The 26,043-nt window shown below is 43.8% G+C and carries 24 protein-coding genes; 23 read left to right on the forward strand and 1 reads right to left on the reverse strand.

What is annotated here, in order from left to right:
- Positions 1–125: 125 nt before the first annotated feature.
- The 15 genes from rpsO to MM817_RS09570 all read left to right on the forward strand — a co-directional run bounded on the left by rpsO (position 126) and on the right by MM817_RS09570 (position 16,926).
- Positions 126–395, forward strand: a complete 270-nt coding sequence (gene rpsO, locus MM817_RS09495; RefSeq protein WP_241714162.1) for a 30S ribosomal protein S15 — start codon at positions 126–128, stop codon at positions 393–395.
- 130 nt (positions 396–525) lie between these two features.
- Positions 526–2,742 (forward strand): polyribonucleotide nucleotidyltransferase, encoded by a 2,217-nt coding sequence (locus tag MM817_RS09500; RefSeq protein ID WP_241714164.1) that lies wholly within the window; start codon positions 526–528, stop codon positions 2,740–2,742.
- Positions 2,743–2,925: 183 nt separating this feature from the next.
- Positions 2,926–3,981 carry a polysaccharide deacetylase family protein gene (locus MM817_RS09505; protein ID WP_241714166.1) on the forward strand — a complete coding sequence of 352 codons (1,056 nt, stop codon included), beginning with the start codon at positions 2,926–2,928 and terminating at the stop codon, positions 3,979–3,981.
- Between the two features lie 90 nt (positions 3,982–4,071).
- Positions 4,072–5,307, forward strand: a complete 1,236-nt coding sequence (locus MM817_RS09510) for a M16 family metallopeptidase (protein WP_241714168.1) — start codon at positions 4,072–4,074, stop codon at positions 5,305–5,307.
- Between the two features lie 21 nt (positions 5,308–5,328).
- Positions 5,329–5,784: a dUTP diphosphatase gene (gene dut / locus MM817_RS09515; RefSeq protein ID WP_241714170.1), complete on the forward strand. Its 456-nt coding sequence runs from the start codon at positions 5,329–5,331 to the stop codon at positions 5,782–5,784.
- Positions 5,785–5,916: 132 nt separating this feature from the next.
- Positions 5,917–6,813 (forward strand): dipicolinate synthase subunit DpsA, encoded by an 897-nt coding sequence (dpsA, locus tag MM817_RS09520; RefSeq protein ID WP_241714273.1) that lies wholly within the window; start codon positions 5,917–5,919, stop codon positions 6,811–6,813.
- Between the two features lie 3 nt (positions 6,814–6,816).
- Positions 6,817–7,416, forward strand: a complete 600-nt coding sequence (locus tag MM817_RS09525) for a dipicolinate synthase subunit B (protein WP_241714172.1) — start codon at positions 6,817–6,819, stop codon at positions 7,414–7,416.
- Between the two features lie 61 nt (positions 7,417–7,477).
- Positions 7,478–8,521 (forward strand): aspartate-semialdehyde dehydrogenase, encoded by a 1,044-nt coding sequence (locus tag MM817_RS09530; protein WP_241714174.1) that lies wholly within the window; start codon positions 7,478–7,480, stop codon positions 8,519–8,521.
- Positions 8,518–9,723 (forward strand): aspartate kinase, encoded by a 1,206-nt coding sequence (gene dapG, locus MM817_RS09535; protein ID WP_241714176.1) that lies wholly within the window; start codon positions 8,518–8,520, stop codon positions 9,721–9,723. Before MM817_RS09530 ends, dapG begins: the two co-directional genes overlap by 4 nt.
- Before the next feature lie 20 nt (positions 9,724–9,743).
- Entirely contained in the window at positions 9,744–10,631 is an 888-nt protein-coding gene (gene dapA, locus MM817_RS09540; RefSeq protein ID WP_336605163.1) for a 4-hydroxy-tetrahydrodipicolinate synthase, read from the forward strand.
- A 136-nt stretch (positions 10,632–10,767) separates the two neighbouring features.
- Entirely contained in the window at positions 10,768–12,438 is a 1,671-nt protein-coding gene (locus MM817_RS09545; protein ID WP_272879882.1) for a ribonuclease J, read from the forward strand.
- A 132-nt stretch (positions 12,439–12,570) separates the two neighbouring features.
- Complete coding sequence (locus tag MM817_RS09550) at positions 12,571–13,284, forward strand: ClpP family protease (RefSeq protein WP_241714278.1); 714 nt, start codon at positions 12,571–12,573, stop codon at positions 13,282–13,284.
- Positions 13,281–13,511, forward strand: a complete 231-nt coding sequence (locus MM817_RS09555) for a YlzJ-like family protein (RefSeq protein WP_241714178.1) — start codon at positions 13,281–13,283, stop codon at positions 13,509–13,511. The genes MM817_RS09550 and MM817_RS09555 overlap by 4 nt, the downstream gene beginning before the upstream one ends.
- Before the next feature lie 141 nt (positions 13,512–13,652).
- Positions 13,653–16,229, forward strand: a complete 2,577-nt coding sequence (locus tag MM817_RS16970; RefSeq protein WP_272879883.1) for an FtsK/SpoIIIE family DNA translocase — start codon at positions 13,653–13,655, stop codon at positions 16,227–16,229.
- A 70-nt stretch (positions 16,230–16,299) separates the two neighbouring features.
- Positions 16,300–16,926 (forward strand): hypothetical protein, encoded by a 627-nt coding sequence (locus MM817_RS09570; protein WP_241714180.1) that lies wholly within the window; start codon positions 16,300–16,302, stop codon positions 16,924–16,926.
- 36 nt (positions 16,927–16,962) lie between these two features.
- Here MM817_RS09570 and MM817_RS09575 read toward each other — a convergent pair whose 3' ends face one another.
- Complete coding sequence (locus MM817_RS09575) at positions 16,963–17,304, reverse strand: hypothetical protein (protein ID WP_241714182.1); 342 nt, start codon at positions 17,302–17,304, stop codon at positions 16,963–16,965.
- 169 nt (positions 17,305–17,473) lie between these two features.
- Here MM817_RS09575 and MM817_RS09580 point away from each other — a divergent pair, with 169 nt between their 5' ends.
- The 8 genes from MM817_RS09580 to MM817_RS09615 all read left to right on the forward strand — a co-directional run bounded on the left by MM817_RS09580 (position 17,474) and on the right by MM817_RS09615 (position 25,995).
- A complete protein-coding gene (locus tag MM817_RS09580; protein WP_241714184.1) occupies positions 17,474–18,787 on the forward strand; it encodes a hypothetical protein in 1,314 nt (437 codons plus the stop codon).
- Between the two features lie 9 nt (positions 18,788–18,796).
- On the forward strand, positions 18,797–19,573 hold the full coding sequence (locus tag MM817_RS09585; protein WP_241714186.1) for a DUF3388 domain-containing protein: 777 nt from the start codon (positions 18,797–18,799) through the stop codon (positions 19,571–19,573).
- A gap of 32 nt (positions 19,574–19,605) precedes the next feature.
- Entirely contained in the window at positions 19,606–20,553 is a 948-nt protein-coding gene (locus MM817_RS09590) for a helix-turn-helix domain-containing protein (protein ID WP_241714188.1), read from the forward strand.
- Between the two features lie 13 nt (positions 20,554–20,566).
- On the forward strand, positions 20,567–21,058 hold the full coding sequence (locus MM817_RS09595) for a YajQ family cyclic di-GMP-binding protein (RefSeq protein ID WP_241714189.1): 492 nt from the start codon (positions 20,567–20,569) through the stop codon (positions 21,056–21,058).
- Positions 21,059–21,194: 136 nt separating this feature from the next.
- Positions 21,195–22,517 (forward strand): 30S ribosomal protein S12 methylthiotransferase RimO, encoded by a 1,323-nt coding sequence (gene rimO, locus MM817_RS09600; RefSeq protein WP_241714191.1) that lies wholly within the window; start codon positions 21,195–21,197, stop codon positions 22,515–22,517.
- Positions 22,518–23,096: a CDP-diacylglycerol--glycerol-3-phosphate 3-phosphatidyltransferase gene (gene pgsA, locus MM817_RS09605; protein WP_241714193.1), complete on the forward strand. Its 579-nt coding sequence runs from the start codon at positions 22,518–22,520 to the stop codon at positions 23,094–23,096.
- 39 nt (positions 23,097–23,135) lie between these two features.
- On the forward strand, positions 23,136–24,377 hold the full coding sequence (locus MM817_RS09610) for a competence/damage-inducible protein A (protein ID WP_241714195.1): 1,242 nt from the start codon (positions 23,136–23,138) through the stop codon (positions 24,375–24,377).
- Positions 24,378–24,390: 13 nt separating this feature from the next.
- Complete coding sequence (locus tag MM817_RS09615; protein ID WP_241714196.1) at positions 24,391–25,995, forward strand: DEAD/DEAH box helicase; 1,605 nt, start codon at positions 24,391–24,393, stop codon at positions 25,993–25,995.
- The last annotated feature ends 48 nt before the right edge of the window (positions 25,996–26,043 follow it).

Genomic DNA, 26,043 nt, shown 5'->3' on the forward strand with positions numbered 1-26,043 from the left:
GTCTTTAGGTACAATATTCAATAGTGCGGTATGGCTTTTTAGCCAGTAACTGTCGCTCGGTACGTCGGTGCTCCGCCGCGTACTGCGCTACTAGTGATCGCACAAGAAAGTATGGAGGGGTAATCATGGCATTAGTGCAAGATCGCAAAACAGAAATCATTCAGGCTTTTGCAGTTCACGAAGGAGACACTGGGTCTCCAGAAGTGCAAGTAGCACTTTTGACGGAACGTATTAACTACTTGAATGAACATTTTCGCACGCATAAGAAAGATCATCATTCACGGCGTGGACTCTTTAAGATGGTTTATAAACGTGCCCATTTATTGAGATATTTGCGAGAAAACGATATTAATCGCTATCGCGCGCTCATTACACGGCTTGGATTACGCCACTAGGAGCTTGGAGGAGCGGGGCAAACCTGCTTCTCCTTTATGTCTTTATGGTCTGAAGCTGCAGCGCATATGACTTTTAAAAGAATGAAGAACTTACATAGAAAATAGCGCGATTTGAGAGGGGGTTTACTTGATGATCTATCGACATTCCATTTCGTTAGGTGGAAGACCACTTACGTTTGAAACGGGAAGATTAGCCAAACAAGCGAACGGGGCAGTTCTTGTTCAATATGGAGAAACGGTTGTATTAGCTACTGTCACCGCATCGAAAGAGGCTTCTTCACTTGATTTCTTCCCACTTACTGTAAATTACGAAGAGCGTCTTTATGCAGTTGGGAAAATTCCTGGGGGTTTCATTAAAAGAGAAGGCCGTCCGAGTGAAAAAGCCATTTTAGCAAGTCGCCTGATCGATCGCCCGATTCGACCCCTTTTTGCTGATGGATTTCGAAATGATGTACAAGTCGTCATTATGGTGCTCTCTGTCGATCAAGATTGTGCACCTGAGATTGCTGCGATGATTGGAGTTTCGGCTGCGTTAACTGTTTCTGATGTGCCTTTTAATGGTCCTATCGCAGGAGTCGTTGTTGGGCGTGTGGATGGTCAGTTTGTCATTAATCCTACAGCTGAACAAGCGGATAAAAGTGATCTCCATCTGGTCGTAGCCGGTACACGTGATGCGATAATGATGGTTGAAGCAGGCGCAAAGGAGATACCTGAGCAACAGATGTTGGAAGCTATTATGTTTGGTCATGACGAGATCAGACGTATTATCGAAGGTATTGATGTGTTTGCTAAAGATGCAGCTAAACCTAAAATGCCGATTACACTTCATCGGGTTGACGAGAGCATTGAAGCTCATGTACGTGAGTATGCGACTGAAAAACTGCGTGAAGCCACCTATCAAGCTGAGAAGCACAGTAGGCAAGAAGCCATTGATGCTGTGGTGAAGGAAACGCAAATCGCACTTGCACAAAGCTATCCGGAGCACTCCAAAGACATTGCAGAGGCGCTACACGATATTGTGAAGGATATTGTTCGACAAGCCATCGTAGTTGATGGCATGCGACCAGATGGACGAGCATTGGATGAGATTCGTCCTATTTCAGTGGATGCAGGTATTTTACCGCGTACGCATGGATCTGGCCTTTTCACACGTGGACAAACGCAAGCATTATCGATTTGCACACTAGGTGCACTTGGCGATGTTCAAATTCTCGATGGACTCGGTATGGAAGAAAGCAAGCGTTTTATGCATCACTATAACTTTCCTCCTTTTTCTACAGGTGAAGCAAGGCCATTGCGTCCGCCAAGTCGAAGAGATATTGGACATGGCGCGTTGGGTGAACGGGCCATTGAGCCTATCATCCCATCAGAAGATGTATTTCCTTATACGATCCGCTTAGTTTCTGAAGTCCTTGAATCCAATGGATCATCTTCTCAAGCGTCAATATGTGCTTCTATTTTGGCCCTTATGGATGCTGGTGTACCCATTAAATCACCTGTGGCAGGAGTTGCTATGGGGCTTGTTAAAGAAGGGGATGCAGTTGCAGTCTTGACTGACATTCAGGGTATGGAAGATCATTTAGGCGATATGGATTTTAAGGTAGCAGGTACTACAGCTGGTGTGACGGCCTTGCAGATGGATATAAAAATTGGCGGTATTGATCGTCAAATTCTTCAGACTGCCCTTGAAAAAGCACATGCTGGGCGTATGTTTATTTTAGACAAGATGTTGTCTGTGCTTGATCAACCACGCACTGAGTTATCTCGTTTTGCACCACGTATTATCTCGATGAAGATTAACTCCGATAAAATACGCGAAGTGATTGGACCTGGTGGTCGTGTCATCAATAAGATTATTGAAGATACAGGTGTAAAGATTGATATTGAACAAGATGGGCGTATCTTTATTTCTACAACAGATGCCGCTGCTGGAGAACGTGCCAAGAGCATTATTGAAGGTATTGTGCGTGACGTAGAAGTAGGGGAAACCTATGATGGAAAAGTGATGAGGGTGGAGAGCTACGGAGCTTTTGTGGAGATCTTGCCAGGTAAGGAGGGTCTTGTGCACGTATCTCAATTAGCAGCAGATCGCGTCAGAAAGTCTGAAGATGTTGTTAAAGTTGGTGATGTTCTGCGCGTGAAAGTAACTGAGATTGATGGACAAGGTCGAGTGAATTTATCTCATCGAGAAGTATTGCGCGATCAAGGAGTTCCGATTGTCGATTTACCGCCGCGTCCAGAAGGTGACAGACGTCCTGCACCTCGTGGAGACAACAATCGTTCAGGAGATCGTGGCAGAGGTGGGTCCTCTAGTCCTGCCCGTAGTCGCGGTACTGATGAACGCTAAGCCCCATTCTTTTGTAACTGTTCGTGTGGCATAGCGGTATCGTAGTCGCAAAGGATGGATAGGAAAGCAGCCTGTCGTGGCTGCTTTTTTGTATTATTTAAGTGGACAAGGGCATATTCTGACCAAGAGAAGTGTTCTCTTTGTACAAGAAGAGAATGGTTTTTGATGAGGAGGGTCTGGAATATGCCTAAAAAACGAAAAACGTGGCGCGTTATGCTAGTATCAAAAGAAGTGGCGATCATGGCAGGATGCGTTGCATGTGCGCTGATTGCTGTACAATTTCAACCTGCAGCAAGTACAGTGGACGATGTATTGCCAGCTCTTTCTACTGCAGTTATGGTGGGTCAACAGACTACAGAACAACAACAGCCAGCATCGCTACAATCAATGCTTATGAAAGTCGCACAATATTATCATGCGAGCCCCATTAACCCACGTGTAGATTCAGTGTGGAAGCTCATTCCTGGGTTAAATGGTGTGCAACTCAATCTTGCTGCTACGTTAGATGCAGCAAAAAAATATCCGAATCAGATTCCGTTAGTGTTTCAACAAATCCCTCCCAATCTATCCATGCAAGATTTTGTGGCGGAACCGATCTATCGTGGAAATCCACAAAAACGGCAAATGGCTTTGATGATTAATGTGGCTTGGGGAACAGAATATTTACCTAAAATACTTTCTATTTTAAAAAGTAATCATGTCATGGCGACTTTTTTCTTAGATGGATCGTGGACTAAAAAAAATCCAGAGGAAGCTAAGGCAATTGTTGCAGATGGGATGGAAGTAGGAAGTCATGCGTATAACCACCCGATGATGAGCCGTTTATCGCGCAGTCAAATGATTTCACAATTAAGTAGAACGAATGCGGCCATTGCGGAAGCAACAGGTCAAAAGGTGAGTTTATTTGCACCTCCATCGGGAGACTTTAATAATTTAGTCGTACAGGTTGCATCTGGTATGAAGATGCGCACTATTTTATGGACGCTTGATACCATTGATTGGCGTAAACCCAATCCATCGGTGATTGTCTCGCGTATTGTGAATAAAAGAACACCTGGGGCGCTTGTTCTTATGCATCCGACTGCGCCGACTGTTCAAGCTTTGCCTGAGCTGATTGCTTTACTCAAAAAAGATGGGTATCAACTTGTTACAGTTTCTCAATTACTTAGTTCTGAACGTCCTGTACCGCAAACGTTAGCACAAGCGCAGCAAGAGATGAGCAGAGTGAGTAAGAATTAAATCTAACTGTAGTTTGAGTTTCCAATTGATGATCTGCTATAGTGGGAATTGTGAACATTCGTTTGTGGATATTGTAGAAGGAGGGTTCACTTGGTCTTTCGACACACATTAAAAAATGGGCTCCGTGTACTAATAGAGGAAATTCCATTTGTCCGGTCTGTGAGTATGGGTGTCTGGGTTGGGACGGGCTCTCGGGATGAATCTGTGATGCAGTCTGGAATTTCACATTTTCTTGAACACATGTTTTTTAAAGGTACCACGAAACATTCAGCGCGACAATTGGCAGAGGTTTTTGATCATATTGGGGGTCAGGTCAATGCCTATACTTCGAAGGAATACACGTGTTATCATGCGAAAGTTTTAGATGAGCATGCAATATTAGCGTTGTCTACAATGGCTGAAATGTTGTTTGATTCGCTGTTTGATGAGCAAGAACTAGAACGTGAAAAAGAAGTTGTTATTGAAGAAATTAAAATGTACGAAGATAATCCAGAAGAAGCTGTTCACGATCTTATCGTTGAACAATCTTTTTTTGATCATCCTTTAAGTATGAATATTTTAGGAACTGAAGAGACGATTCACTCTTTTACACAACAACAATTATTTGAATATGTAAAGAAACGCTATACGCCAGAAAATATGGTCATCTCTATATCCGGACGGGTAGATCATGAAGAAATGATTGCCGTTCTTGAAATGCTATTTGGTGGGCTCATGAGGACATTGCAAATCGGTTCTAATAAATCTCCAATTTTTCACGCAAGAAGTGAGTTTCGGGCAAAAGATGCCGAACAAACTCATGTTTGTATTGCGACACAGGGTGTAGCTTATGAAGATCAACAAAGTGATGCTGTACTTTTATTAAATAACATTCTTGGTGCAAGTTCGAGTTCTAGGTTATTTCAGGAGATACGAGAAGATCGCGGCATGGCATATAATGTTTTTTCCTATCATAGTGCGTTTCGAGATACAGGTCTTTTTACTGTATATTTTGGTGCATCACCTACAAAAGCGCAAACTGTGTTAGAACTTGTGTTAGAGCAATTTCAAACATGTGTAAAAAACGGTATTGAACCCGCAGAATTAGAGAAAGCAAAGAACCAGTTAAAAGGGTCTTTGTTGCTAAGTCTTGAAAGTACTTCGAGTCGAATGAATCGTCTAGGTAAAAATGAATTGTTACTCGGACGACAAATCGATGTAGATGAGATTCTCTCTGATCTAGATGCAGTTACTGTAGATCATCTTCATGAGACGGCCCAAACCATGTTGACGGGACCTTTTTCCATCGTGGCTGTAGGACCCCATGAGTATCCTGTACAATTGTAGAAATGGACGTGTTAAAACGACATGAGAGGGTTTGAATGGGTTCCTGACATCGATCATACCAATTTATCTTTACCCTTTAGGCAGACCAAGTCTGCAGCAGGATACGATCTCTTAACGATTGAGGACGCAGTCATCTCTCCAGGGAAAGTCATGCTCATACCAACTGGTGTGCGTGTGCGATTATTGCCTACAGAATGCTTACTTATCTACGCGCGTAGTAGTCTTGCTGTGAAATATCAATTAATCCTTGCAAATGGCGTAGGTGTGATCGATGCTGATTATTACAATAATGATAACAACTTTGGTCACATTTTTATTCCGCTGGTCAATATTGGCGAAGTTGCTGTGCATGTAGAGCGTGGAGAACGCATCGCACAGGGGATTTTTACTCCTTTTTTGCTTGCGACGGACGATGGTAACGGTTCATATGATCAAAAAACACGAAGCGGTGGTTTTGGTTCTACGGATCGTGTATGAGATTTTTACTTTCACCTCAGTGAAGTCACCGGCATATGATGCTGTATGCGCGGTAGGCTTTTGTCTATTTATCCCGTGCCTTGTATTTTTCTTGGCTAGGCGTAAAATGAGGTGAAAGGGGTACCCGGAATGATGTTGACGGGGATCAAGATGGCGTTTATTGGAGGTGACGCGCGCATTATAGAAGTCGTTCGGTATGTGAGCGACCTTGATGCGTCGACGTATCTGTTCGGCTTTGATCGTTTGTCACTTTCTTTCCCTGACATGCAAAAAGTCGACTTACACTCTACGTCTCTAGCGGACTTTGATGTCATTGTTCTGCCTATTGCAGGTATGGATGATGAGGGGCGTGTGGATGCCGCATTTTCGGATGCACCTCTGCGGCTAACCGATGAGCACTTTGCGTCTATTTCTAAAAATGCACCGATTTTTTCAGGGATAGCTCGTCCAGCGCTACAGGCGATGGTGCGTAAACATGGTCTTCAATTGATTAGACTCATGGAACTTGATGAGGTGGCCATTTTAAACTCAGTTCCAACAGCTGAGGGCGCAATCGCGATGGCGATGGAAAGAACAGAGATTACACTTCATGGTGCGACATGCGTCGTGATGGGGCTAGGACGTTGTGGGTATACACTTGGGCGCATGCTTTCAGGGATTGGGGCAAATGTGAGGGTTTTTGCGCGTAAGCCAGCAGATTTAGCGCGAATTGCTGAGATGGGATTACATCCGTATGATCATGACCATCTCATTGAAGCGATCACTGATGCTGACGTTATTTTTAACACGATTCCCGCCCCTATTTTAACGGCGGACGTCTTAACCCATGTTCCTCGCTCCTGTGTGATTGTAGATATTGCATCTGCACCGGGAGGAACGGATTTTCGCTTTGCTGAGAAGCGCGGAATAAATGCAATATTGGCACCAAGCCTACCAGGAATCGTTGCGCCAAAAACGGCAGGGCGGATTATCGCACAGACGATTGTGCGGATGATTCAGCCACCGGTGAATACTCCTGGGGGTATATAGACGATGGATCTTAAAGGGAAAACAGTTGGATTTGCAGTTACTGGATCACATTGTACGTATGCCGAGGTATTTCCAGAAATTGAACGATTTGTGCAAGCGGGGGTTCGGGTTATTCCGATTTTTTCAAATTCAGTTTTAGCTGTTGCCACTCGATTTGGAGAAGCAGGGGAATGGGCTACACGAATTGAAGAAGTGACAGGTGAGGCTGCGATTGTAACCTTGCCCGATGCTGAACCGCTAGGGCCGTCAAAACTTCTCGATGCTTTGATTATTGCACCTTGTACAGGAAGTACGCTAAGCCGTCTCGCCAATGCGCAAAATGATTCAGCAGTATTAATGGCTGCTAAAGCAACAATGCGCAATGATCGGCCGATTATTATTGGGATTTCTACCAATGATGGACTCGGATTAAATGCTGTGAATGTCGCGCGTTTATTATCTACAAAAAATATGTTTTTTGTCCCGTTCGGGCAAGATGATCCATTTAAAAAAATGAATTCGTTGGTTGCAAAGATGGATTTAATCATGCCGACAGTTGAGATGGCGCTTGAAAAACGTCAATACCAACCCATGTTGATTGAACGCTATCAGTATGCTCACTAAATAGCATCTTTATGCAAAACGGATGCTTGCGACGCAACGGGTGTAGAAAGGATAGATCACAATGACAAAACCAGTGCACGTTGCGGTGGTAGGCGCCACCGGAGCAGTCGGTCAGGCTATGATCGACACGCTTTTGCGGCGCGAGTTTCCGTTTGCTTCTTTAAAGTTACTTGCGTCTGCACGGTCTGCAGGAACGGTTGTGGAGGTTCGTGGAGAGCAACTGATCGTAGAAGAGGCAACACCTGAATCATTTGAAGGTATCGATATTGCTTTATTTAGTGCAGGTGGAGATGTCTCTTTGCGATTGGCGAAAGAGGCAGTTAAACGCGGAGCGCTTGTGATTGATAATACGAGCGCGTTTCGCATGGATCCACTTGTTCCTTTGGTTGTTCCTGAGGTTAATCCCAAAGAAATTTTCAAGAATCAAGGTATCATTGCAAACCCTAATTGCTCGACGATTCAGATGATGGTTGCCTTATATCCAATTTACCGCGAGTACGGTATTCGCCGCATTGTCGTGTCTACTTATCAAGCTGCCTCGGGTGCGGGACAGCTTGCGATGGACGAGTTAAGACAAACTGCATCTGCTATATTGGTAGGTGAAAATCCTGTGGCAAAAGTGTTGCCAGTGTCTAAACTGGAGTATCATTATCCACTTGCATTTAATGTATTGCCGCAAATTGATGTATTTGAGGCAAATGGATATACAAAAGAAGAAATGAAGATGGTCAATGAGACGCATAAGATTTTGAATGATGCTCGCATTGAGGTTACGCCAACTGCAGCGCGCGTTCCTGTAATGTATGGTCATTCGGAGTCGATTTACATTGAGACCGATCAACCATTTGAGATTTCAGACATATTGCGGTTGCTCGCCCATTCTCCAGGACTTGTTTTGCAGGACGATCCGGAGCATCAGGTGTATCCACAAGCTTTGCAAGCGGCAGGGCAATTCCCTGTATTTGTTGGTCGTGTTCGCAAAGACTTATTTGTGAAAAATGGCCTTTCGATGTGGGTGGTTGCTGATAATATATTAAAAGGTGCTGCACTCAATGCAGTTCAAATTGCGGAAATGTGGATTTTGCAGGAGGGCATAGGCTCATGAAAGTAATTGTACAAAAATTTGGCGGCACATCTGTATCAAGTCGCTCTATGCGTGAAAAAGCTGTGATGCACATTGAAGCGGCGTTAGAGGAAGGCTACTCTGTTGTGGTTGTTGTTTCTGCAATGGGGCGTATCGGTGAACCCTATGCTACAGATACGCTACTTAGTCTTGTTCGAGCAGATGATACAGTGAGCGCAAGAGATATGGATTTACTCATGTCCTGTGGAGAGACGATCTCAGCTGTCATCTTTGGATCGATGCTTCGTGGGCGTGGTCACGAAGTTACTGTATTGACAGGTGCACAAGCTGGCATGATCACTTCGAATGAATTTGGCAATGCAAGGATTGCGAAAATCGATCCCGAACGGATTGTAAAAGAATTAAAAAATAATCACATTGTGGTCGTTACAGGATTTCAAGGAATGACTCATGATGGTGAGACAACGACGCTCGGTCGCGGTGGTAGTGATACTTCAGCAACTGCGCTTGGTGTAGCTCTTGATGCGGAATTTATAGACATTTTCACTGACGTAGATGGGATAATGACAGCAGATCCCAATATTGTTGAAGGTGCGCGTCGTTTATCTCATTTGACCTATACTGAGATTGCTAATTTTGCTTCGCAGGGTGCTAAGGTGATTCATCCTCGAGCAGTGGAACTTGCTATGCAAAAGAATATTCCCATTCGTGTGCGGAGTACTGAATCAAATGATTTGGGAACACTTGTGACAAGTGGTATGCATTTTCTTGAAGCTAGGCCGGCAAACGATAAGATTTTAACTGGTGTAGCTCACAGTTCACGACTTACTCAAATTAAAGTACGCGCAAAGACCAAACGGCCAGGCTTTCAAAACCTTGTATTCCGTTCCATGGCTGAAAACGATATATCCGTAGACTTTTTTAATGTAACACCTGAAGAGGTTGTCTATACTGTGCCCAATAACCACGTTTCGCAAGCGGTAAATACGTTACTTGCTTTAGATTTGGAAGTAGAGACGATTGCGAATGTAGCCAAGGTAGCTGCAGTAGGCGCTGGTATTCACGGAGTACCAGGTGTTATGGCACGAATTGTCGAAGCGTTAACTGATCAGGATATTGAAATTTTGCAGTCAGCTGATTCTAATACAACCATTTGGTGTCTTGTTCATGAGGCTGATATGGCTAATGCGCTGCGCGCGATTCATGATAAATTCAATTTGTAGAAAGCAAAGGAGAGATCCTGATGTTTGGTCAGCTGGTGACAGCCATGGTGACTCCATTTAATGAATCATTGGAACTCGATGTAAAGCGGCTTCCAAAATTAATTGAACACCTTATCTCTACAGGTACTACTGCACTTGTAGTGAGCGGTACAACAGGGGAATCAGCGACATTATCGCATCGAGAAAAATTGCAGCTATTTGAAGAAACCGTGCGTATTGTAGCAGGACGCATCCCTGTCATTGCAGGGACGGGAGGCAACAATACTGCTGAGGCAATCGCCTTTACCAAGGAAGTTGAGAAGCTTCAAGTAGATGCATTTCTACTTGTTGCTCCGTATTACAATAAACCATCGCAAGAAGGTCTCTATCAACACTTTACAAGTATTGCACATGAGACAGATAAACCGGTTATTGTGTACAACATTCCTGGACGTACGTCAGTCAATATTGTCCCAGAGACGATCATTCGATTAGCGGCCATTGACAATATCGTCGCTGTTAAAGAATCATCTGGAGATTTCACACAAATTTCAAGAATCATCGGAGAAACTCCAGACGATTTTTATGTTTATAGTGGAGATGATAAATTTACACTTCCCATTTTAGCTCTGGGAGGCTATGGTGTAGTAAGTGTTGCCGCGCATGTCGCTGGTCAATCAATGCACGATATGTTGCGCGCTTTTTTTGATCGCGATCTACTTACAGCGCGACATATTCATCATCGCTTAATGCCCTTGTTTGAAGGCTTATTTAAAACATCAAATCCCGTTCTCGTAAAGGCAGCGTTAGAGATGATCGATATTCGCGTTGGATCGGTAAGACTTCCGTTAGTACCAGCTAGTGCGGAAGAAATGAGAGAATTGCGTCGTACCTTAGGATCTTTGGTTGATTTATCCACAGTACATTAATTTTTTTTCGTAAAACAGTGTAAGGCATTCTTGAGATCGTATCGGCAGGTCATGTATAATCGGACTACCAGACGAGTGCGGTTAGAAATGCCCTGCTTTTGTTAATGGTGAGATTGTGATTGGTGGAGGTGTACTGTTGAGTAAGAACTTTTCAAATAAATTGACGATCATTCCCCTTGGCGGACTAGGGGAAATCGGCAAAAATATGACGGCATATGTTTACGGCAATGACATGATTGTTGTCGATGCGGGTTTGAAATTTCCTGAAGAAGAGATGCTCGGGGTCGATATTGTTATCCCTGACATCACTTTTCTTGTCGAAAATAAGCAAAAATTCAAAGGTCTCTTTTTGACTCATGCTCATGAAGATCATATCGGCGGGCTTCCTTATGTGCTAAAAACGTTACAAGTTCCAGTGTATGGAACGCGATTGACGCTTGGCTTAGTGGAGGCTAAACTTCGCGAACATGGAATATTGGATCAGACAAAGCTGATTCCAATTACAAATGAAAGTGAAATTCAGCTTGGTGAATTTACTGTTTCCTGTTTTCATGTCAATCATAGCATCCCAGATGCTGTTGGATTTGCTATTGATACGCCGGAAGGTATTGTGGTTCAGACGGGTGACTTTAAGTTTGATCAAACTCCGGTTGATGGACGGCATGCAGATTATGCGAAGATGACGGCACTAGGTAAACGCGGGGTACTTGCCCTGTTATCAGATAGCACGAATGCCGAACGCCCAGGGTTTACCATGTCCGAACGGACAGTTGGTGCTACCATCGATGAAGTTTTTCGCAATGCGGAAGGACGTGTTATTCTTTCCACGTTTGCTTCCAATATCCACCGTTTACAACAGGTGATCTTTGCTGCTGAACGTTCATCACGTAAAGTAGCTGTTGTTGGGCGTAGCATGGTCAATAACTTGACCATTGCGAGAGATTTAGGATATCTACAAGTATTGCCTACGACGCTGATTGAGCCTGATGATATTTCGCGTTATCAAGCACGGGAGATCGCGCTTTTGACGACAGGTTCTCAAGGGGAGCCGATGTCTGCACTTACGCGAATGGCGCGTTCGGCACATAGGAAAGTGGAGATTTATCCAGGTGATACGGTCATTATGGCGTCTTCTCCTATCCCAGGAAATGAAAAATCCATATCTCGTACGATTGATCAGCTCTTTCGGATTGGCGCAAATGTCATTTACCAGTCTGTTTCAGGCGTTCATGTATCTGGTCATGGTAGCCAAGAAGAACTGAAATTAATGCTTAATTTTATTCGTCCAAAGTATTTTGTTCCAGTTCATGGTGAATTTAGAATGCAAAACCGCCATAAAGAACTTGCCATTGCAACTGGTGTTGATCCGCAGAATATATTTATCATGGACAATGGTGACATGCTTGAATTTCAAGGTGGAGTCGCGCGCATGGGGGGCAAAGTTCAGGCCGGTGCGATTATGATCGATGGGTTAGGTGTCGGAGATGTCGGCAATATTGTCTTGCGAGACCGTAAGTTATTATCGCAAGATGGTATTTTAGTGGTTGTGGTAACTTTATCGAAACAGACAGGCACGATTCTATCTGGTCCAGATATTATTTCTCGTGGCTTTGTATATGTTCGCGAGTCTGAGCAATTGCTTGATGAAGCCAATCGCATTGTCTCCTCTACATTACAAAGGCTTGCTACAGAAAACATCAATGACTGGAACGGGCTAAAGACGGGCGTCAGAGATGCCTTATCGCGGTTCTTGTACGAACAAACACGGCGTAGGCCAATGGTATTGCCAATTATTATGGAAGCGTAATAAAAGTGGGCATAGATGCCATGCAGTGCGACATACTACCAGCGAGACTGATTAGGAGTGACGCATATGAGTCATGGCACAATGGGATTTAATCATGGACAAGCTTTCACAGGAAATGTTCCTACTGGAGAAATGCCGGAGTCAATACCGATGGAGCAACATGAACAGTCATCTGTAGCTGAAAACATCGAAAAACTCGGGCAAACCAATCCAGTGATTGATGAGTCAAATATTTATTGTCTTACCATCGTGGGTCAAATTGAGGGACACATCGTATTACCTCCTCAAAATAAGACAACTAAGTACGAGCACATGATTCCCCAACTAGTGGCAGCTGAACAAAACGACCATATAGAGGGAGTATTGATTATTTTAAATACTGTGGGTGGAGATGTGGAAGCGGGCTTAGCTATTGCGGAAATGATTGCATCCATGTCAAAACCTACAGTTACGCTCGTACTAGGTGGAGGACATTCGATTGGTGTCCCCATCGCTGTTGCAAGTAATTATTCGTTTATTGCAGAAAGTGCGACGATGACGATTCATCCGATTCGCCTCAATGGATTGGTGATTGGTGTCCCCCAAAGTTTTGAGTATCTTGAAAAGATGCAAGAACGGGTAACGCGGTTTATTACGATGCATTCTCGAATTACTGAGGAGACATTAAAACAACTCATGTTAACCACCGGAGAATTAGCCCGTGATATTGGAACGTCGGTTGTGGGGCGCGATGCAGTCTTTTATGGTCTGATCGATGAAATTGGTGGATTGGGTCAAGCGATGCGCAAAATCCGCGAACTAATCGAGGAATATCGGGGTTTCAGATCGCGAAGTGTCTTGCAATGATCCTATGGTCCATTGTTCCTATTGAAACGGTGTTAGAAGGGTATGACGATCCCAGTCGCCAAGCAAAGCTTGAGGCTATTGAGTATCGTGGTGCTACTCTCATGGTTGAATGGATAGGTTATGGGCAGATGAGAATTCATCGACTCATCTCTCCGCGACCCGCAGATTATCTAAGAGAAGATTTTTCTCCTGGTAAGATTTTGGATGTCACTCAGTTTCTAATGTAGATGTTGTTATGCTCGATTGCGGGTTCCGCCTGATGCGGGATCCGCTTTTCTGCGACTATGCAGGATTTTCTAAGCTGTTAGCAGAATTATAGTAGATGAAATCACCGTAATGAACGTGTATTTATTTGGAGGATTTAAGAGATGGCCAAACTCGATCACGCAAAACGCGTGTTGAAGTATGAAGTACTCGGTTTATTAGCTTTTGTAGTAGGACTTGTTACACTTGGGGATCTTGGTGCAGTGGGACAAGGTCTTGATGACCTTTGTGTGATGTTGGCTGGTAATTGGCATTTTTTGATACCCATCTATTTGATGTGGATTGCAAGTATTGTGATGATACGGCGCAATCGTTTTCGCTTTACCTTATTTCAGGTTGGTGTTGCAATGATCCTTCTTATTATCTTAGTGTGGAGCGAACTTGACTTATATTCTCAAGGTGTCATTCAATACGGTACCATTCACCCTGATTTATTGCATTTAACACAGCTTGGCATTACATCACTTACGCAATCTTTACGTGTACTGGTAGTGGATCAATCCACTGTTTTGCCTCCATCGAATGCAGGTGGAGGTATGGTTGGATATGCACTATTTGCTGGATTTAAATATCTATTTGCAGTGACTGGGACGATGCTCGTTTTAATTGTCGCAACCATTATTGCCATTGTACTGATGACGCGTAAGTCGATCGTGGGTACGATTGAAAAGGGTTCGCAATTCTTTGAGAAGCGTTTTGAACGTAGCTATACTCGGTTTGTGAAATTTACTGCCACACGTATGCAAGGACAGAAAAAACGTCCCAAACGCAAGGTCTCTTCTGAACGTTTAGCGCAACATTCAAAGGATATCATTGCATCCGATGAGATCGATGAAGCAACAATCAAAAAAAAGCGACGTAAAAGTAAGACAGAGCCAGTTATCGATGAAGTATTTAATGATTTTGATATCGTTCATGATTTAAATAAGACTCCAGTTGATGATAAAACATCGTTTCCGTTCCCTGATTTTGGTGTGCCGTATATCGATGACCCCGGATATGAAGACTTTGTTTTTAGTGGTGATGAGCCACAAGGCGATCCACTCGCGCTCGTCCCTGCAAATGCTCTCGCACCTCGGGAATCGGACCTCAATGTAGATGAAGCACGAGGTCGTATTACGGTGCATTTGCCAAGTAGTAAACCCAAAGAGCTTGCTCCAGATCCACTGCCAAGAGGAGATAGGTTAGATGCTGACCATGGTATAGAGATCAACCATGAAGAAAGTGAAGTCGTTCCTGCAGTAGTTAGCCGTCCATATCACTTACCTGACGCACGAATACTCGATAGAAGCACTGTGAAGCGAAGTGAGACACAATCTTCGCAACGTGATTTGCAAAATAATGCGCGAAAATTGGCTGAGACGTTCGAAAGTTTTGGTGTTCATGTCACTGTTTTAGGATATAGCCGCGGACCAACAGTTACGCGATATGAAATTCAACCAGCAGCAGGAATTAAAGTATCGAGAATTTTAAATTTGACAAATGATTTAGCGCTTGCGTTAGCAGCTCGTGATATTCGAATCGAGGCACCTATTCCTGGAAAATCTGCCGTGGGTATTGAAGTCCCTAATAAAGAAATTTCCGTAGTTACTTTTAGAGAAGTGGTAGAAAGTGAAGATTTTTTACATGCACAAAGTTTGTTATCCTTTGCTCTTGGAAAAGACATCGGTGGCCGCACGATTGTCGGAGATCTCGCTAAAATGCCTCACGTATTGGTGGCTGGTGCGACAGGTTCGGGTAAAAGTGTCTGTATCAATGGAATTATTGCCAGTATCTTATTTCGGGCCAAACCTGACGAAGTTAAATTAATTTTAATTGATCCCAAAATGGTTGAGCTCGGTGTTTATAATGGTATTCCACATCTATTTGCCCCTGTGGTGACAGAAGCTCGCAGAGCGGCTGCGGCGCTACGTAAAGTGATTGCAGAAATGGAACATCGCTATGAGTTATTTAGTTCTGCTAAAGTGAGGGACTTAGAACGGTATAACATGTTTGCACAAAAACAAGGCAAACCACAGTTGCCTCTTATTGTTGTTATTATCGATGAACTGGCTGATCTCATGATGGTGGCTCCAGGAGATGTAGAAGATGCCATCTGCCGGCTAGCACAGATGGCTAGAGCATCTGGAATTCATCTTGTTGTGGCTACACAGAGGCCTTCTGTCGATGTCATTACAGGGTTAATCAAGGCCAATATTCCTTCACGAATCGCATTTTCTGTTTCTTCGGGTGTAGATTCACGGACAATTCTCGATAGTATCGGTGCAGAAAAATTATTAGGTCGTGGAGATATGCTTTATATGCCAGTAGGTTCATCAAAACCGGTTCGATTACAAGGCGCATTTTTATCTGAGTCCGAGGTTGAGAAATTAGTGGAATTCATCAGAAGACAACAGGAAGCTGAGTACTTAGATGATTTTAGCGTTCTTATAGAAGAAAAAGGGTCACAAGCAGAAGATATGGATCCGCTCTTTGAGGAGGCGGTTCGACTAGTTGTGGAATCTGAGCAGGCGTCCGTATCATTTTTGCAACGGAAATTAAAAGTGGGTTATGCTCGTGCCGCACGTCTAGTGGATTCGTTAGAGGCTGTAGGGATTGTTGGCCCATTTGAGAATAGTAAACCAAGAGCTGTACTTATGAGTCGTGATCAATGGTTAGCGAGGCATTCTTCCAACGGATAAGTGGACATGTTCTCCTGTTTGTCGCGTATGATGAATTAATATCGTAGTACGCGACAAAGGGGTGTTATGAATGAGAAGAAATCATTCTTTTAGCCGTGTAAATGCTCATGTAAAGCTTGCGAGAGGGACATCCACGACAAAGGGAATCGCCTTTTTGGTGATCGTATCGATCATGGCATTTATGGTAGCTTTTTTTGAACAGACTGGAGGTACACAAAAAAAACCTGATCTTATGAGTCATCAGGTTTCTGGAGTTAGTGGATTTTCAGAAAATGTATCTTTGCAAACAGTATCGGATGCTGAAACGCAAAAAATTGCTACTGATTTAAAGGCAGCTGTTCCAGGACTTTCAGAGATCTACGTGCAGAGATTGACAGATGGTGGAGTGTCGATTGTAGCTACCTCGTCGTTGCGCGGATTGCCACATACGTACTTGACGGCATCAGATGATGCTACACGCTATCTACTTGCAGCTTATCGTATACCAGGTATCAAGGTTGATTTTGCTTCTGTATACATCGAGGAGCAAGGGCGCTATGTTATGGCAGTTGGATTGGGCGATCAAGAGGCAAAAACGTTGACACTTAGTGCTTTTGCACCAGATCAGGGCGAGCAATTGACCCATGATCTGGCCTCCATAGATCGCTATACCAATGCAATGTCACAACAAGCATTTGCTGAATATCAACAGCCTTAAGAGTCTTTTAATCTGCTCTTCATGGAATTCATGATTTTATGGTTTTTTTCGACCTGCACCAGAGATATACAGTTGTGTGAAGTGTATACGTTCTTTACGTAGATGTTTAATTAGCTGTCTTAAAACAGCTTCATGTCCCGTTTTTAACAATGTTTCTACGATCGTATGTGCCGTAAACGAATCTTCTAGACTGTCTCTGATATGACTATCTTCTTCTAAGTGATCAAGCCACTTATCATCATAGTGGTTTTTTCTTTTTTCCGCATAAGCGCTATGATATAAATCTTTCACTGTAAAAGGTGCATGAATTGCATCTAAGTAAAAGTCCAATTGATAAAAGGCACGTGCTACAGAGTAATGCTCATGATTGGAGTTCATCGTCCACACCTCACTGTCTATTATGAGGTTTTACAGCGAGTCTCGCAAGTAAATAAATCAATTATGGTTTTGCAGGCAATGTGTATCATGGTACAATAATGAACACAATACACAACTTTTTAAGGTCATCATCTAGAAAACTCGCTATACTTTGGGGGATTTAGTCATTTTGCGAAATGTTCGACGCGTGATATCGGCAGCGGCCGTATGTATGCTATCGATTGGGGTAACTGGGTGCGGTTTTGTGAATGTACGTACGCTAACTGCCAATACAAAACGGACAGATGTTGTGGTTGTAGGCACATCAAGTGTTCTATCAGAACCGGGACTTGCACAAGTGCTAGGACAATCGCAAAACGGTATTACAACAGTTAGCTTGACGGAGCCTGCGCATCAGGCGCTTCTTCGTCAAGATGTACAAGCAACGCATGCAAAAGTTGTGGTATTCCTCAACCCATCTGCAAGTGACCAATCATTGGCTTTAAGTATGCCAGATACTCATTTTGTGTGGATTGGTTACACGGGAGTCTCTGCACCTCCAACTAACGTTACATGGGTCATACCGAATGTCGGATTTTTGTCTTCCATAGCTGGTTATATGGCAGGTGGAATTCATGGTTATGGTAAACCAGTTGGGATCATTCTTGGCAATTTACCTTCAACGATCATAAACACCGATGTGATATCTGCCATTTCTTCTGGTATGCATTGTGCGTATTCGACTGCATTGCCTGTTTATTTTAGTGGTAGTATTCCACAGCAGTTGTTGATGGTAACTGGAACTCCTGTACGAGCTATTGTTGTTGCCGGTTCTCTTTCACAAAAGGTGAAACAAGCGGTACAAACATCTATGGTACCTGTGATTGACATCAATCTAGGAGCGAGTTCACCTAGTTATGGACAACAAGAAGGTAAGGTTGCAGCGAGTACTTTTCTGGCATCTGGACTTTCCCTTGTATTAAAAGATTTATCTTCTGATGTCACGTTGCCAGCTATCATTGAGACGGCAGGTGGGCAGTTTACCGATTTATCAGGATACATAGGTTGGCAAGGCGCCAAGGGTGTAGGTGTTTATCAGAATCTCTTAACTGAAGGTACGATTGGATCTAGTCAATTTTCATCTGCGGCTCCAACTGTACAACAGGCATTGTCTATGCACCTGCCAGTTCCAAATGCATTGATCCCAGTCCCATCTAATGCCCATACTCCTCCGGCGGTGCCTACTGCACCATCTGCAAGTGGCCAGGGGGCGACAAGCATTCAAACAGTTCCATCGACTAAGAAGCAAGGGACTGTCGCCAAAACATCATCGTCAACTACAACAACTAATACACCGTCATCGACAAGCACTACTTCAACAACGACATCAACATCAGGGTCACAGCCTACAACATCAAAACAGCCAACTTCTGTGGGCTCTTCTGTTTCACAAAAAACAAACACCACTGGTACTACTAAAACTTCGGGAAGTCCGAAAGGATAGGTGAATGTATTGGCTGAATCAGGAGAATGGTATTTTGAATATCACATTCAGAAAGATCGCTTTGGATTGCTAGGTGATGTTGCCTCTGTACTGGGTATGCTCTCGATCAATATTGTGACGGTAAGTGGTGTTCACGATAGAAGACGAGGATTTTTACTTCAAGTCAATGATCCGGCGCGTATTGACACGCTTCAAGCCATGCTCTCGCAAGTGGATAATATTATCGTTACCGCACTGCGTCCCCCACATTTAATGGATCGCCTTGCATTAAAGCATGGGAAATTGATTGAACGCGAAGTAGATGATGCTCCATATAAGACATACAAATTTACGCGTGATGATTTAGGTCTATTAGTTGACTTCGTCGGTGAGCATTTAAAGCTATCGGGGAATCAGGTGATGGGTATTCGAGGCATGCCGCGTGTGGGGAAGACGGAGTCTATGGTGGCCGCTAGTGTTTATGCAGGTAAACGCTGGACATTTGTATCATCTACTCTTTTGAAGCAAACTTTACGAACAGATCTTACAGATGATGAGCTAAGTACAGATGATCACGTGTATATCATTGATGGTATTGTGTCGACAATGAGAGGAAACGAGGATCATATGCGGTTGGTGCGCCGGGTATTGCGATTAAATGCTCCTAAAATTATTGAACACCCGGATTTATTTGTACAGCGCACTGAGTTTTCATGGAATTTGTTTGATCGTGTCGTTGAATTGCGCAACTCGATGGATGAAGAGATTACTTACCAAGCGCTAGAAGATCCATTGATGGAGGGATAATGCAGTTGGAATGAGTTTAAGGAGGAATTCCGTTGCAAGAGAACGGATTGGGAAGCACGCGTGATGAGGTAGGAAAAGAACGTGCTGCGTTGCGTGAACTAGGTAATTATTTGCGTCAAACACGTGAGTCACGCAATATGACACTATCAGAGGTAGTGGAAACGACAAAGATCCGCAGTCGCTATCTGCAGGCGATTGAAGAAGGCGATCTCAGTATTATGCCAGGTATAGTCTATGCGCGCGGGTTTATTCGCAGTTATGCAGATTTTTTAGGGTTAGATGGTGCAAAACTCACGGCTCAATATTTGGCCCAAAAGGAAGGTGCCATGCAGGGTAATACAACAGATGAGGCTGTGTATCGTTCTACACCAAATTTTGTAGCGGGGACCGCACGTAAACAGTCACAAACAGTACATGCCGATAGACGGCAAAGGGCGACTCAAGTAGGTAGAAAAGAAGAACGGTTTCCGTGGCAAAACAAAATGGGCATACTTGCACTTGGCGTAGTTGTTTTAACGCTCATTGTGGTCATAACAACTGCTATGAATCAGCCGCGAGTAACCAAGTCAGCGGTTTCTGTGACTACATCGACTGCTCATGGGACGGCGGGTACTACAAAAGCTAAAGGAATTAGTAAACAACATGTGAAAAAGAGTATACCAACAGCACCCAAAGTGGTCCTAACAGAGGTTAGTAACACATCACTTTCTACTTCATTTCAAGTGGCAAGCACCGCACCATTACAACTATCTGTTACCGGGGTATCAGGTAAGTGCTGGATTCAGGTTGTTGGCGACGGACAAATGCTGGTGACAAGTGCAATTGTGGCACCTGGTCAGACTCAATCATGGACTGCAGTTCATTCTATTTCGATTGACGCAGGGGCTAGCAGAAATATTTCCATGACGATCAATGGATTACCTGTACCGCTTGTTCGATCAGCACTTGGAGGATATACGTATTCCTTTGTGAAAAAATAGGGGGAGTGTTCTGATGGCGAAGGAAGCTTCGTTTGATATTGTGTCAAATGCTGATGTGCAAGAGGTGATTAATGCGGTTCATCAGGCGCAAAAGGAATTGCAGACGCGTTTTGATTTTAAGGGCAGTAAGAGTGAGATCAACATGAGCGATGAAGATATTGTCGTTGTGAGTGATGACGAATATAAGCTTACGAGTGTGATTGATATTTTACAGACTAAGCTTATTAAACGTGGAATTTCTTTGAAAAGTTTAGATTATCAAGTGGTTGAGCCTGCTGCCAAGGGGACAGTGCGACAGACCATTCGCATTAAACAAGGTCTTGAGCAAGATGTAGCAAAAAAGATTGTGAAAATCATTAAAGATTCTAAACTAAAGGTGCAGGCAACGTTACAAGGGGATCAAGTACGGGTAACGGGAAAAAGTCGTGATGATCTTCAAATGGTGATACAAACGTTAAAAGGCGAAGATTTAGCGGCAGATTTGCAGTATGTCAATTACCGATGAGGCTTGTTTCAAATAATAAGTTTTGACACTTGATCTGTAACACTCTATAATTTATAAGAGTGAAATGGGTACATGGAAAGTGGCGGCGAATTCCGCTACATTTTTTTGTCTTGCTGTAACGTGGAGGAAGATATCGATGGCAAATCAACGCGTTTCGATTGTAACTTTAGGCTGCGAAAAAAACGCGGTGGATTCAGAAGTTATGGTCGGTTTGATGGAGCAAAAAGGGTATACCATGACTGATGATCCGGATTTGGCGGATGTTGTCATTGTGAATACTTGTGCGTTTATTGATGCAGCAAAGCAAGAGTCAGTGGATACCATTTTACGTCTAGCGGCAGACAAGCATCCAGGTAAAAAGCTACTTGTCGCGGGATGTATGGCACAACGTTACGCAGAAGAACTGCTCTTGGAGATTCCTGAGATTGATGGACTTGTGGGTACTGGAGAGTTTCCACGCATTGTTGAACTCATCGAACAGGCGAAAAATGGAGAGCGTCCTAAGTGGACGGGTAATCCTGTTTATATTTATGATGAATTTACACCGCGTAAAACCTCTGGTGGACCTTCTGCATATATTAAAATTGCAGAAGGGTGCGATCATAAGTGTACATTTTGTGTGATTCCACAGATGAGAGGGACGTTTCGCTCGCGAACGATTGAAAGTATCGTGACTGAGGCGAAGCAACTTGTGGCACAGGGTGTACGCGAAGTGAATTTGATTGCTCAAGACTCAACACAATACGGATTAGATTTGTATGGGAAGCGACAATTACCAGATTTACTGCGCGCTTTAAATGATATTGATGGTTTGCAGTGGATTCGTTTGCATTATGCATACCCAGGATATTTTACTGATGATCTGATTGAAGCTTTTCGCATACTGCCAAAAGTTGTTAAATATATTGATATGCCTTTGCAACATTCAGAGGATCATATCTTGCGAGCCATGCAGCGTCCTGGACGGCAACGGCACATTCGCGAGTTAGTAGCGAAGATGAGAGATCGAATTCCTGGTGTGGTATTGCGCTCCTCGTTCATTGTAGGTTTCCCTGGAGAAACTGAGGAGGATTTTCAACGATTACAACTATTTGTTGAAGAGATTGGATTTGACCATATAGGGGTATTTACTTACTCTGCAGAAGAGTCTTCTCCAGCAGCCACCTTTTCAACTCAAGTTGATGATTCAGTAAAGGAACGACGCGCAAGTGAATTGATGGAAACTGCACGACGAGTCGCTTCGGCTCGGATGAGTCGTCATGTAGGTGATGTGGTGCCGGTGTTGATTGAGGGTTATGACCAAGATGATCATTCGATCTACGTAGGTAGAACACCGTTTGATGCTAAAGAAATTGACGGTGTTGTGTACGTGACGGGTCGGGATTTGCAGATTGGTACGATTGTTCCGGTTCGCATTTCGCATGCATTTGAATTTGATCTTGTGGGGGAGGCCGTCTAGGTGAATCTGGCTAACCGCATTACTATAGCCAGAATGATCATGGTTCCAATTGTCATGCTGTTTTTGCTGGTACGCATTCCACTATTTCAAGTGTACACAGGTGGACGTATCATCTCGGGTGGGGAACTCATTGCTGCATTCGTGTTTATAATTGCCGCCAGTACAGACAGCTTAGACGGATATATCGCTCGCAAAAGGAAGTTAATTACTAATTTCGGTAAATTCATGGATCCGTTGGCAGATAAATTGCTTGTGTCTACATCATTGATCTGTTTGGTGGCATTGCAAAAGGTTCCAGCGTGGATCGCGATTATTATTATTGCGCGAGAGTTTGCTGTGACTGGATTGCGTGCTGTCGCTTCCTCTGAAGGTGAAGTGATTGCAGCGAGCGGACTTGGGAAGTGGAAGACAGCATTACAGATGATTGCTCTGGTTGAAATTATGATCGGTGATTTCCCCTTTTCCTATATAGGGATCCCGTTTGATGTGATTACTCTGTACGCGGCAGCGATCATGACAGTTATTAGTGGTATCGATTATTTCATGAAAAATAGGCATGTACTTGGCGCGCAGTCATAACGTCAGGCCACTCGTTAGTGATAAGGGAGTTGGCAAAAGATGCTTTCTGCAGAATTGATTGCAGTCGGAACGGAAATACTGCTCGGTCAAATTGATAATTCTCACGCGCGCTATTTATCTGAAGAATTGGCTAAACTGGGTGTATCAGTTTATTATCACTCTGCAGTGGGTGATAATGTGGATCGCTTGACTGCGCTGATCAAGCGAGCGATGGCGCGATCGCAGATAGTGATTTTGACTGGTGGACTAGGTCCAACGGGTGATGATGTCACACGTGATGCGGTAGCTGAGGCGTGTAATCTTCCGCTGACTTTTTCTGCACAAGCGTATGAGGAACATGTACTGCCCTATTTTTTGCGTATGAATAAAGAACCATCTGAAACCAACCGGAGACAGGCCTTGCAAATTGGTGATGCCGAATTCCTCGTCAATCCGCGTGGAACAGCACCAGGACAGTATGTGCGCCATGAAGGTCACCATTTCTTTTTGTTGCCTGGCCCCCCGCTTGAGATGCGGCCAATGTTTGAAGAGTCGGTTCGTCCTAAAATAGCAGTTCTATCGGGTTCTTCTGTGATCCATAGTCGGGTTTTGCGCCTGTATGGAATTGGAGAATCAGATGTTGAATCGATGCTGCAAGACATGATGAGGGGACAAACAAACCCCACACTTGCACCTTTGGCATCTGAAGGTGAAATGGTTTTGCGCTTGACTGCAAAGGCGGCTGTGCGTGAAGAAGCTATAGCATTGATTGCGCCAGTTGAAAAAGAATTGATGAAGCGTTTGGGGCAGTATGTGTATGGCTTTGATGATACATCTCTTGCTCAAGTAGTGTTTCATGAACTGCAAGAACGCGGAAAAACCATTTCATTTGCTGAGAGTTGTACGGGTGGTATGCTTAGTTCTATGATTGTAGATTTACCCGGTAGTTCTGAGGTGTTTTTGGGATCTGTCGTATCCTATTCTGACGCAGTCAAGAGAGCGATCCTTGGAGTTTCAGAGAATTCACTCGAACAACACGGTGCTGTAAGTGAAGAGGTCGCAAGAGCGATGGCGCAAGGTGTGCGAGCAGCGCTTGGTACAGATTACGGAGTCAGTGTGACTGGCATTGCTGGCCCTGGTGGAGCTACAGTAGATAAGCCTGTTGGCTTAGTGTATACAGCAGTCGCTTCCGCCGATGGGGTAAAGGTTATGCGTAGAGTTTTTTCTGGCAACCGAATGCAAGTAAGAATAAGGGCAGCAAAATTAGCAATGTATTTGCTTTTACAAGAGTTAATTAGATGATGAGGGTGATTGGATGACGTCGTTTTTAGAATTTCAATTAAGCAAAAAATTACAAGAAGCCATTGATGAAATGGGCTATGAAGAGCCATCTCCGATTCAAACCACATGTATTCCTTTAATTTTAGAAGGAAAAGATGTAATCGGACAAGCTCAAACAGGTACGGGTAAAACGGCTGCTTTTGGTATTCCGCTAGTAGAAGCAGTAGGCACTGGTAGATTTGTTCAAGCTATTGTATTGCTGCCTACACGTGAATTAGCTATACAGGTAGCTGGAGAAATGCGTAAAATTGCTAAATTCAAACGTGTGCGGACATTGCCGATCTATGGTGGGCAATCAATTGGACATCAAATCCGTGCATTAGAACAAGGCGTCAATATTGTTATAGGAACACCGGGGCGCGTTCTTGATCACCTGCGCCGAGGCACGTTGAAGTTGGATAAAGTAAAGACGGTTGTATTAGACGAAGCAGATGAAATGCTCGATATGGGCTTTATCGAAGATATTGAGTCTATTTTGCAGACGATCCCAGAAGATCGACAAACACTTCTCTTTTCTGCGACAATTCCAGCTGAAGTTAAGCGTCTATCGAATCGCTATATGAAAAGCCCAGAGCATGTACAGATGGCTCGTGGAGAAATGACTGTGCCTCTGATTGATCAAGTGTATTATAAAGTGTTGGAGCGCACAAAACTTGATAGCATGTGCAGGATTATTGATAGTGAAGATGTTACACTTGGCATGATCTTTTGCCGTACAAAGCGTGGAGTCGATGAATTGACTGAAGCACTTATTTCCAGAGGCTACTTAGCAGATGGATTACATGGTGATTTAAGTCAGGCACAACGTGATCGAGTGATGAAACGGTTCCGTACAGGTGATATTGAATTATTGGTCGCAACCGATGTAGCTGCGCGAGGAATTGATGTTGGTAATGTCACGCATGTATTTAACTATGACATTCCACAAGATACAGAAGCATATGTTCACCGCATTGGCCGTACAGGTCGTGCAGGACGTCGTGGATTAGCTGTAACTTTAGTTACTCCAAGAGAATTTAAACTCTTAAAAACAATCCAACGGGAAACTAAAGCAACTATACAAGCTCGTGAAGTCCCATCGCTTGCAGATGTAGCGGAACGTCAAGCGGAGATTTGGCGCGATCGTTTACAGCAAACGGTGCAAAGTGGTGGACTTGCCTCCTATCGTGCTGTGCTTGGAAAATTGGTTGATGAATTAGATCCGATCGACCTTGCAGCGGCCGCCTTAAAACTAGCTTCTGCAGGTGAACTGGAAGCCGATGAGACGGAAAAGTACGATTTTGGCGATACGGGTGCAGCTTCTGGCATGGTGAGGTTCTTTGTTAATATTGGCCGGAGTGCTCGAATGTCTCCTGGCGATATCGTGCGCATGATTGCAGAAGAGTCAGGTATCCCAAGTAATACTGTTGGGAAAATTGATATTTTTGAGAAGTTTACGTTTGTTGAAGTGGAAGAAGAGTCAGCTCCCTTTGTTTTTGAATCATTGCGTCAGGCACGTGTGAATGGCATGCGGATTAATTTAGAGCCAGCTCGTCCACGTTCTGGTGACGGATCGATGCGCAAATTTAACAAAGCGTAAGAGTATACAAAAATAAGCGGAGGGGAGTCGTTGCGCGAATGGTGGTGC

This window comes from Sulfoacidibacillus ferrooxidans (genome assembly GCF_022606465.1).
Classification (GTDB): Bacteria; Bacillota; Bacilli; order Alicyclobacillales; family SLC66; genus Sulfoacidibacillus; species Sulfoacidibacillus ferrooxidans.

Bases quoted from the DNA above. Each gene is read 5' to 3' on its own strand.
- MM817_RS09615 (WP_241714196.1), top strand. From the start codon at position 24,391: ATGACGTCGTTTTTAGAATTTCAATTAAGCAAAAAATTACAAGAAGCC.
- MM817_RS09575 (WP_241714182.1), bottom strand. From the start codon at position 17,304: ATGAACTCCAATCATGAGCATTACTCTGTAGCACGTGCCTTTTATCAA.
- MM817_RS09500 (WP_241714164.1), top strand. From the start codon at position 526: ATGATCTATCGACATTCCATTTCGTTAGGTGGAAGACCACTTACGTTT.
- MM817_RS09550 (WP_241714278.1), top strand. From the start codon at position 12,571: ATGCCGGAGTCAATACCGATGGAGCAACATGAACAGTCATCTGTAGCT.
- MM817_RS16970 (WP_272879883.1), top strand. From the start codon at position 13,653: ATGGCCAAACTCGATCACGCAAAACGCGTGTTGAAGTATGAAGTACTC.
- MM817_RS09505 (WP_241714166.1), top strand. From the start codon at position 2,926: ATGCCTAAAAAACGAAAAACGTGGCGCGTTATGCTAGTATCAAAAGAA.
- MM817_RS09570 (WP_241714180.1), top strand. From the start codon at position 16,300: ATGAGAAGAAATCATTCTTTTAGCCGTGTAAATGCTCATGTAAAGCTT.
- MM817_RS09525 (WP_241714172.1), top strand. From the start codon at position 6,817: ATGGATCTTAAAGGGAAAACAGTTGGATTTGCAGTTACTGGATCACAT.
- dapA (WP_336605163.1), top strand. From the start codon at position 9,744: ATGTTTGGTCAGCTGGTGACAGCCATGGTGACTCCATTTAATGAATCA.
- rimO (WP_241714191.1), top strand. From the start codon at position 21,195: ATGGCAAATCAACGCGTTTCGATTGTAACTTTAGGCTGCGAAAAAAAC.
- MM817_RS09595 (WP_241714189.1), top strand. From the start codon at position 20,567: ATGGCGAAGGAAGCTTCGTTTGATATTGTGTCAAATGCTGATGTGCAA.
- MM817_RS09530 (WP_241714174.1), top strand. From the start codon at position 7,478: ATGACAAAACCAGTGCACGTTGCGGTGGTAGGCGCCACCGGAGCAGTC.
- MM817_RS09610 (WP_241714195.1), top strand. From the start codon at position 23,136: ATGCTTTCTGCAGAATTGATTGCAGTCGGAACGGAAATACTGCTCGGT.
- MM817_RS09555 (WP_241714178.1), top strand. From the start codon at position 13,281: ATGATCCTATGGTCCATTGTTCCTATTGAAACGGTGTTAGAAGGGTAT.
- dpsA (WP_241714273.1), top strand. From the start codon at position 5,917: ATGTTGACGGGGATCAAGATGGCGTTTATTGGAGGTGACGCGCGCATT.
- rpsO (WP_241714162.1), top strand. From the start codon at position 126: ATGGCATTAGTGCAAGATCGCAAAACAGAAATCATTCAGGCTTTTGCA.
- dapG (WP_241714176.1), top strand. From the start codon at position 8,518: ATGAAAGTAATTGTACAAAAATTTGGCGGCACATCTGTATCAAGTCGC.
- dut (WP_241714170.1), top strand. From the start codon at position 5,329: ATGAGAGGGTTTGAATGGGTTCCTGACATCGATCATACCAATTTATCT.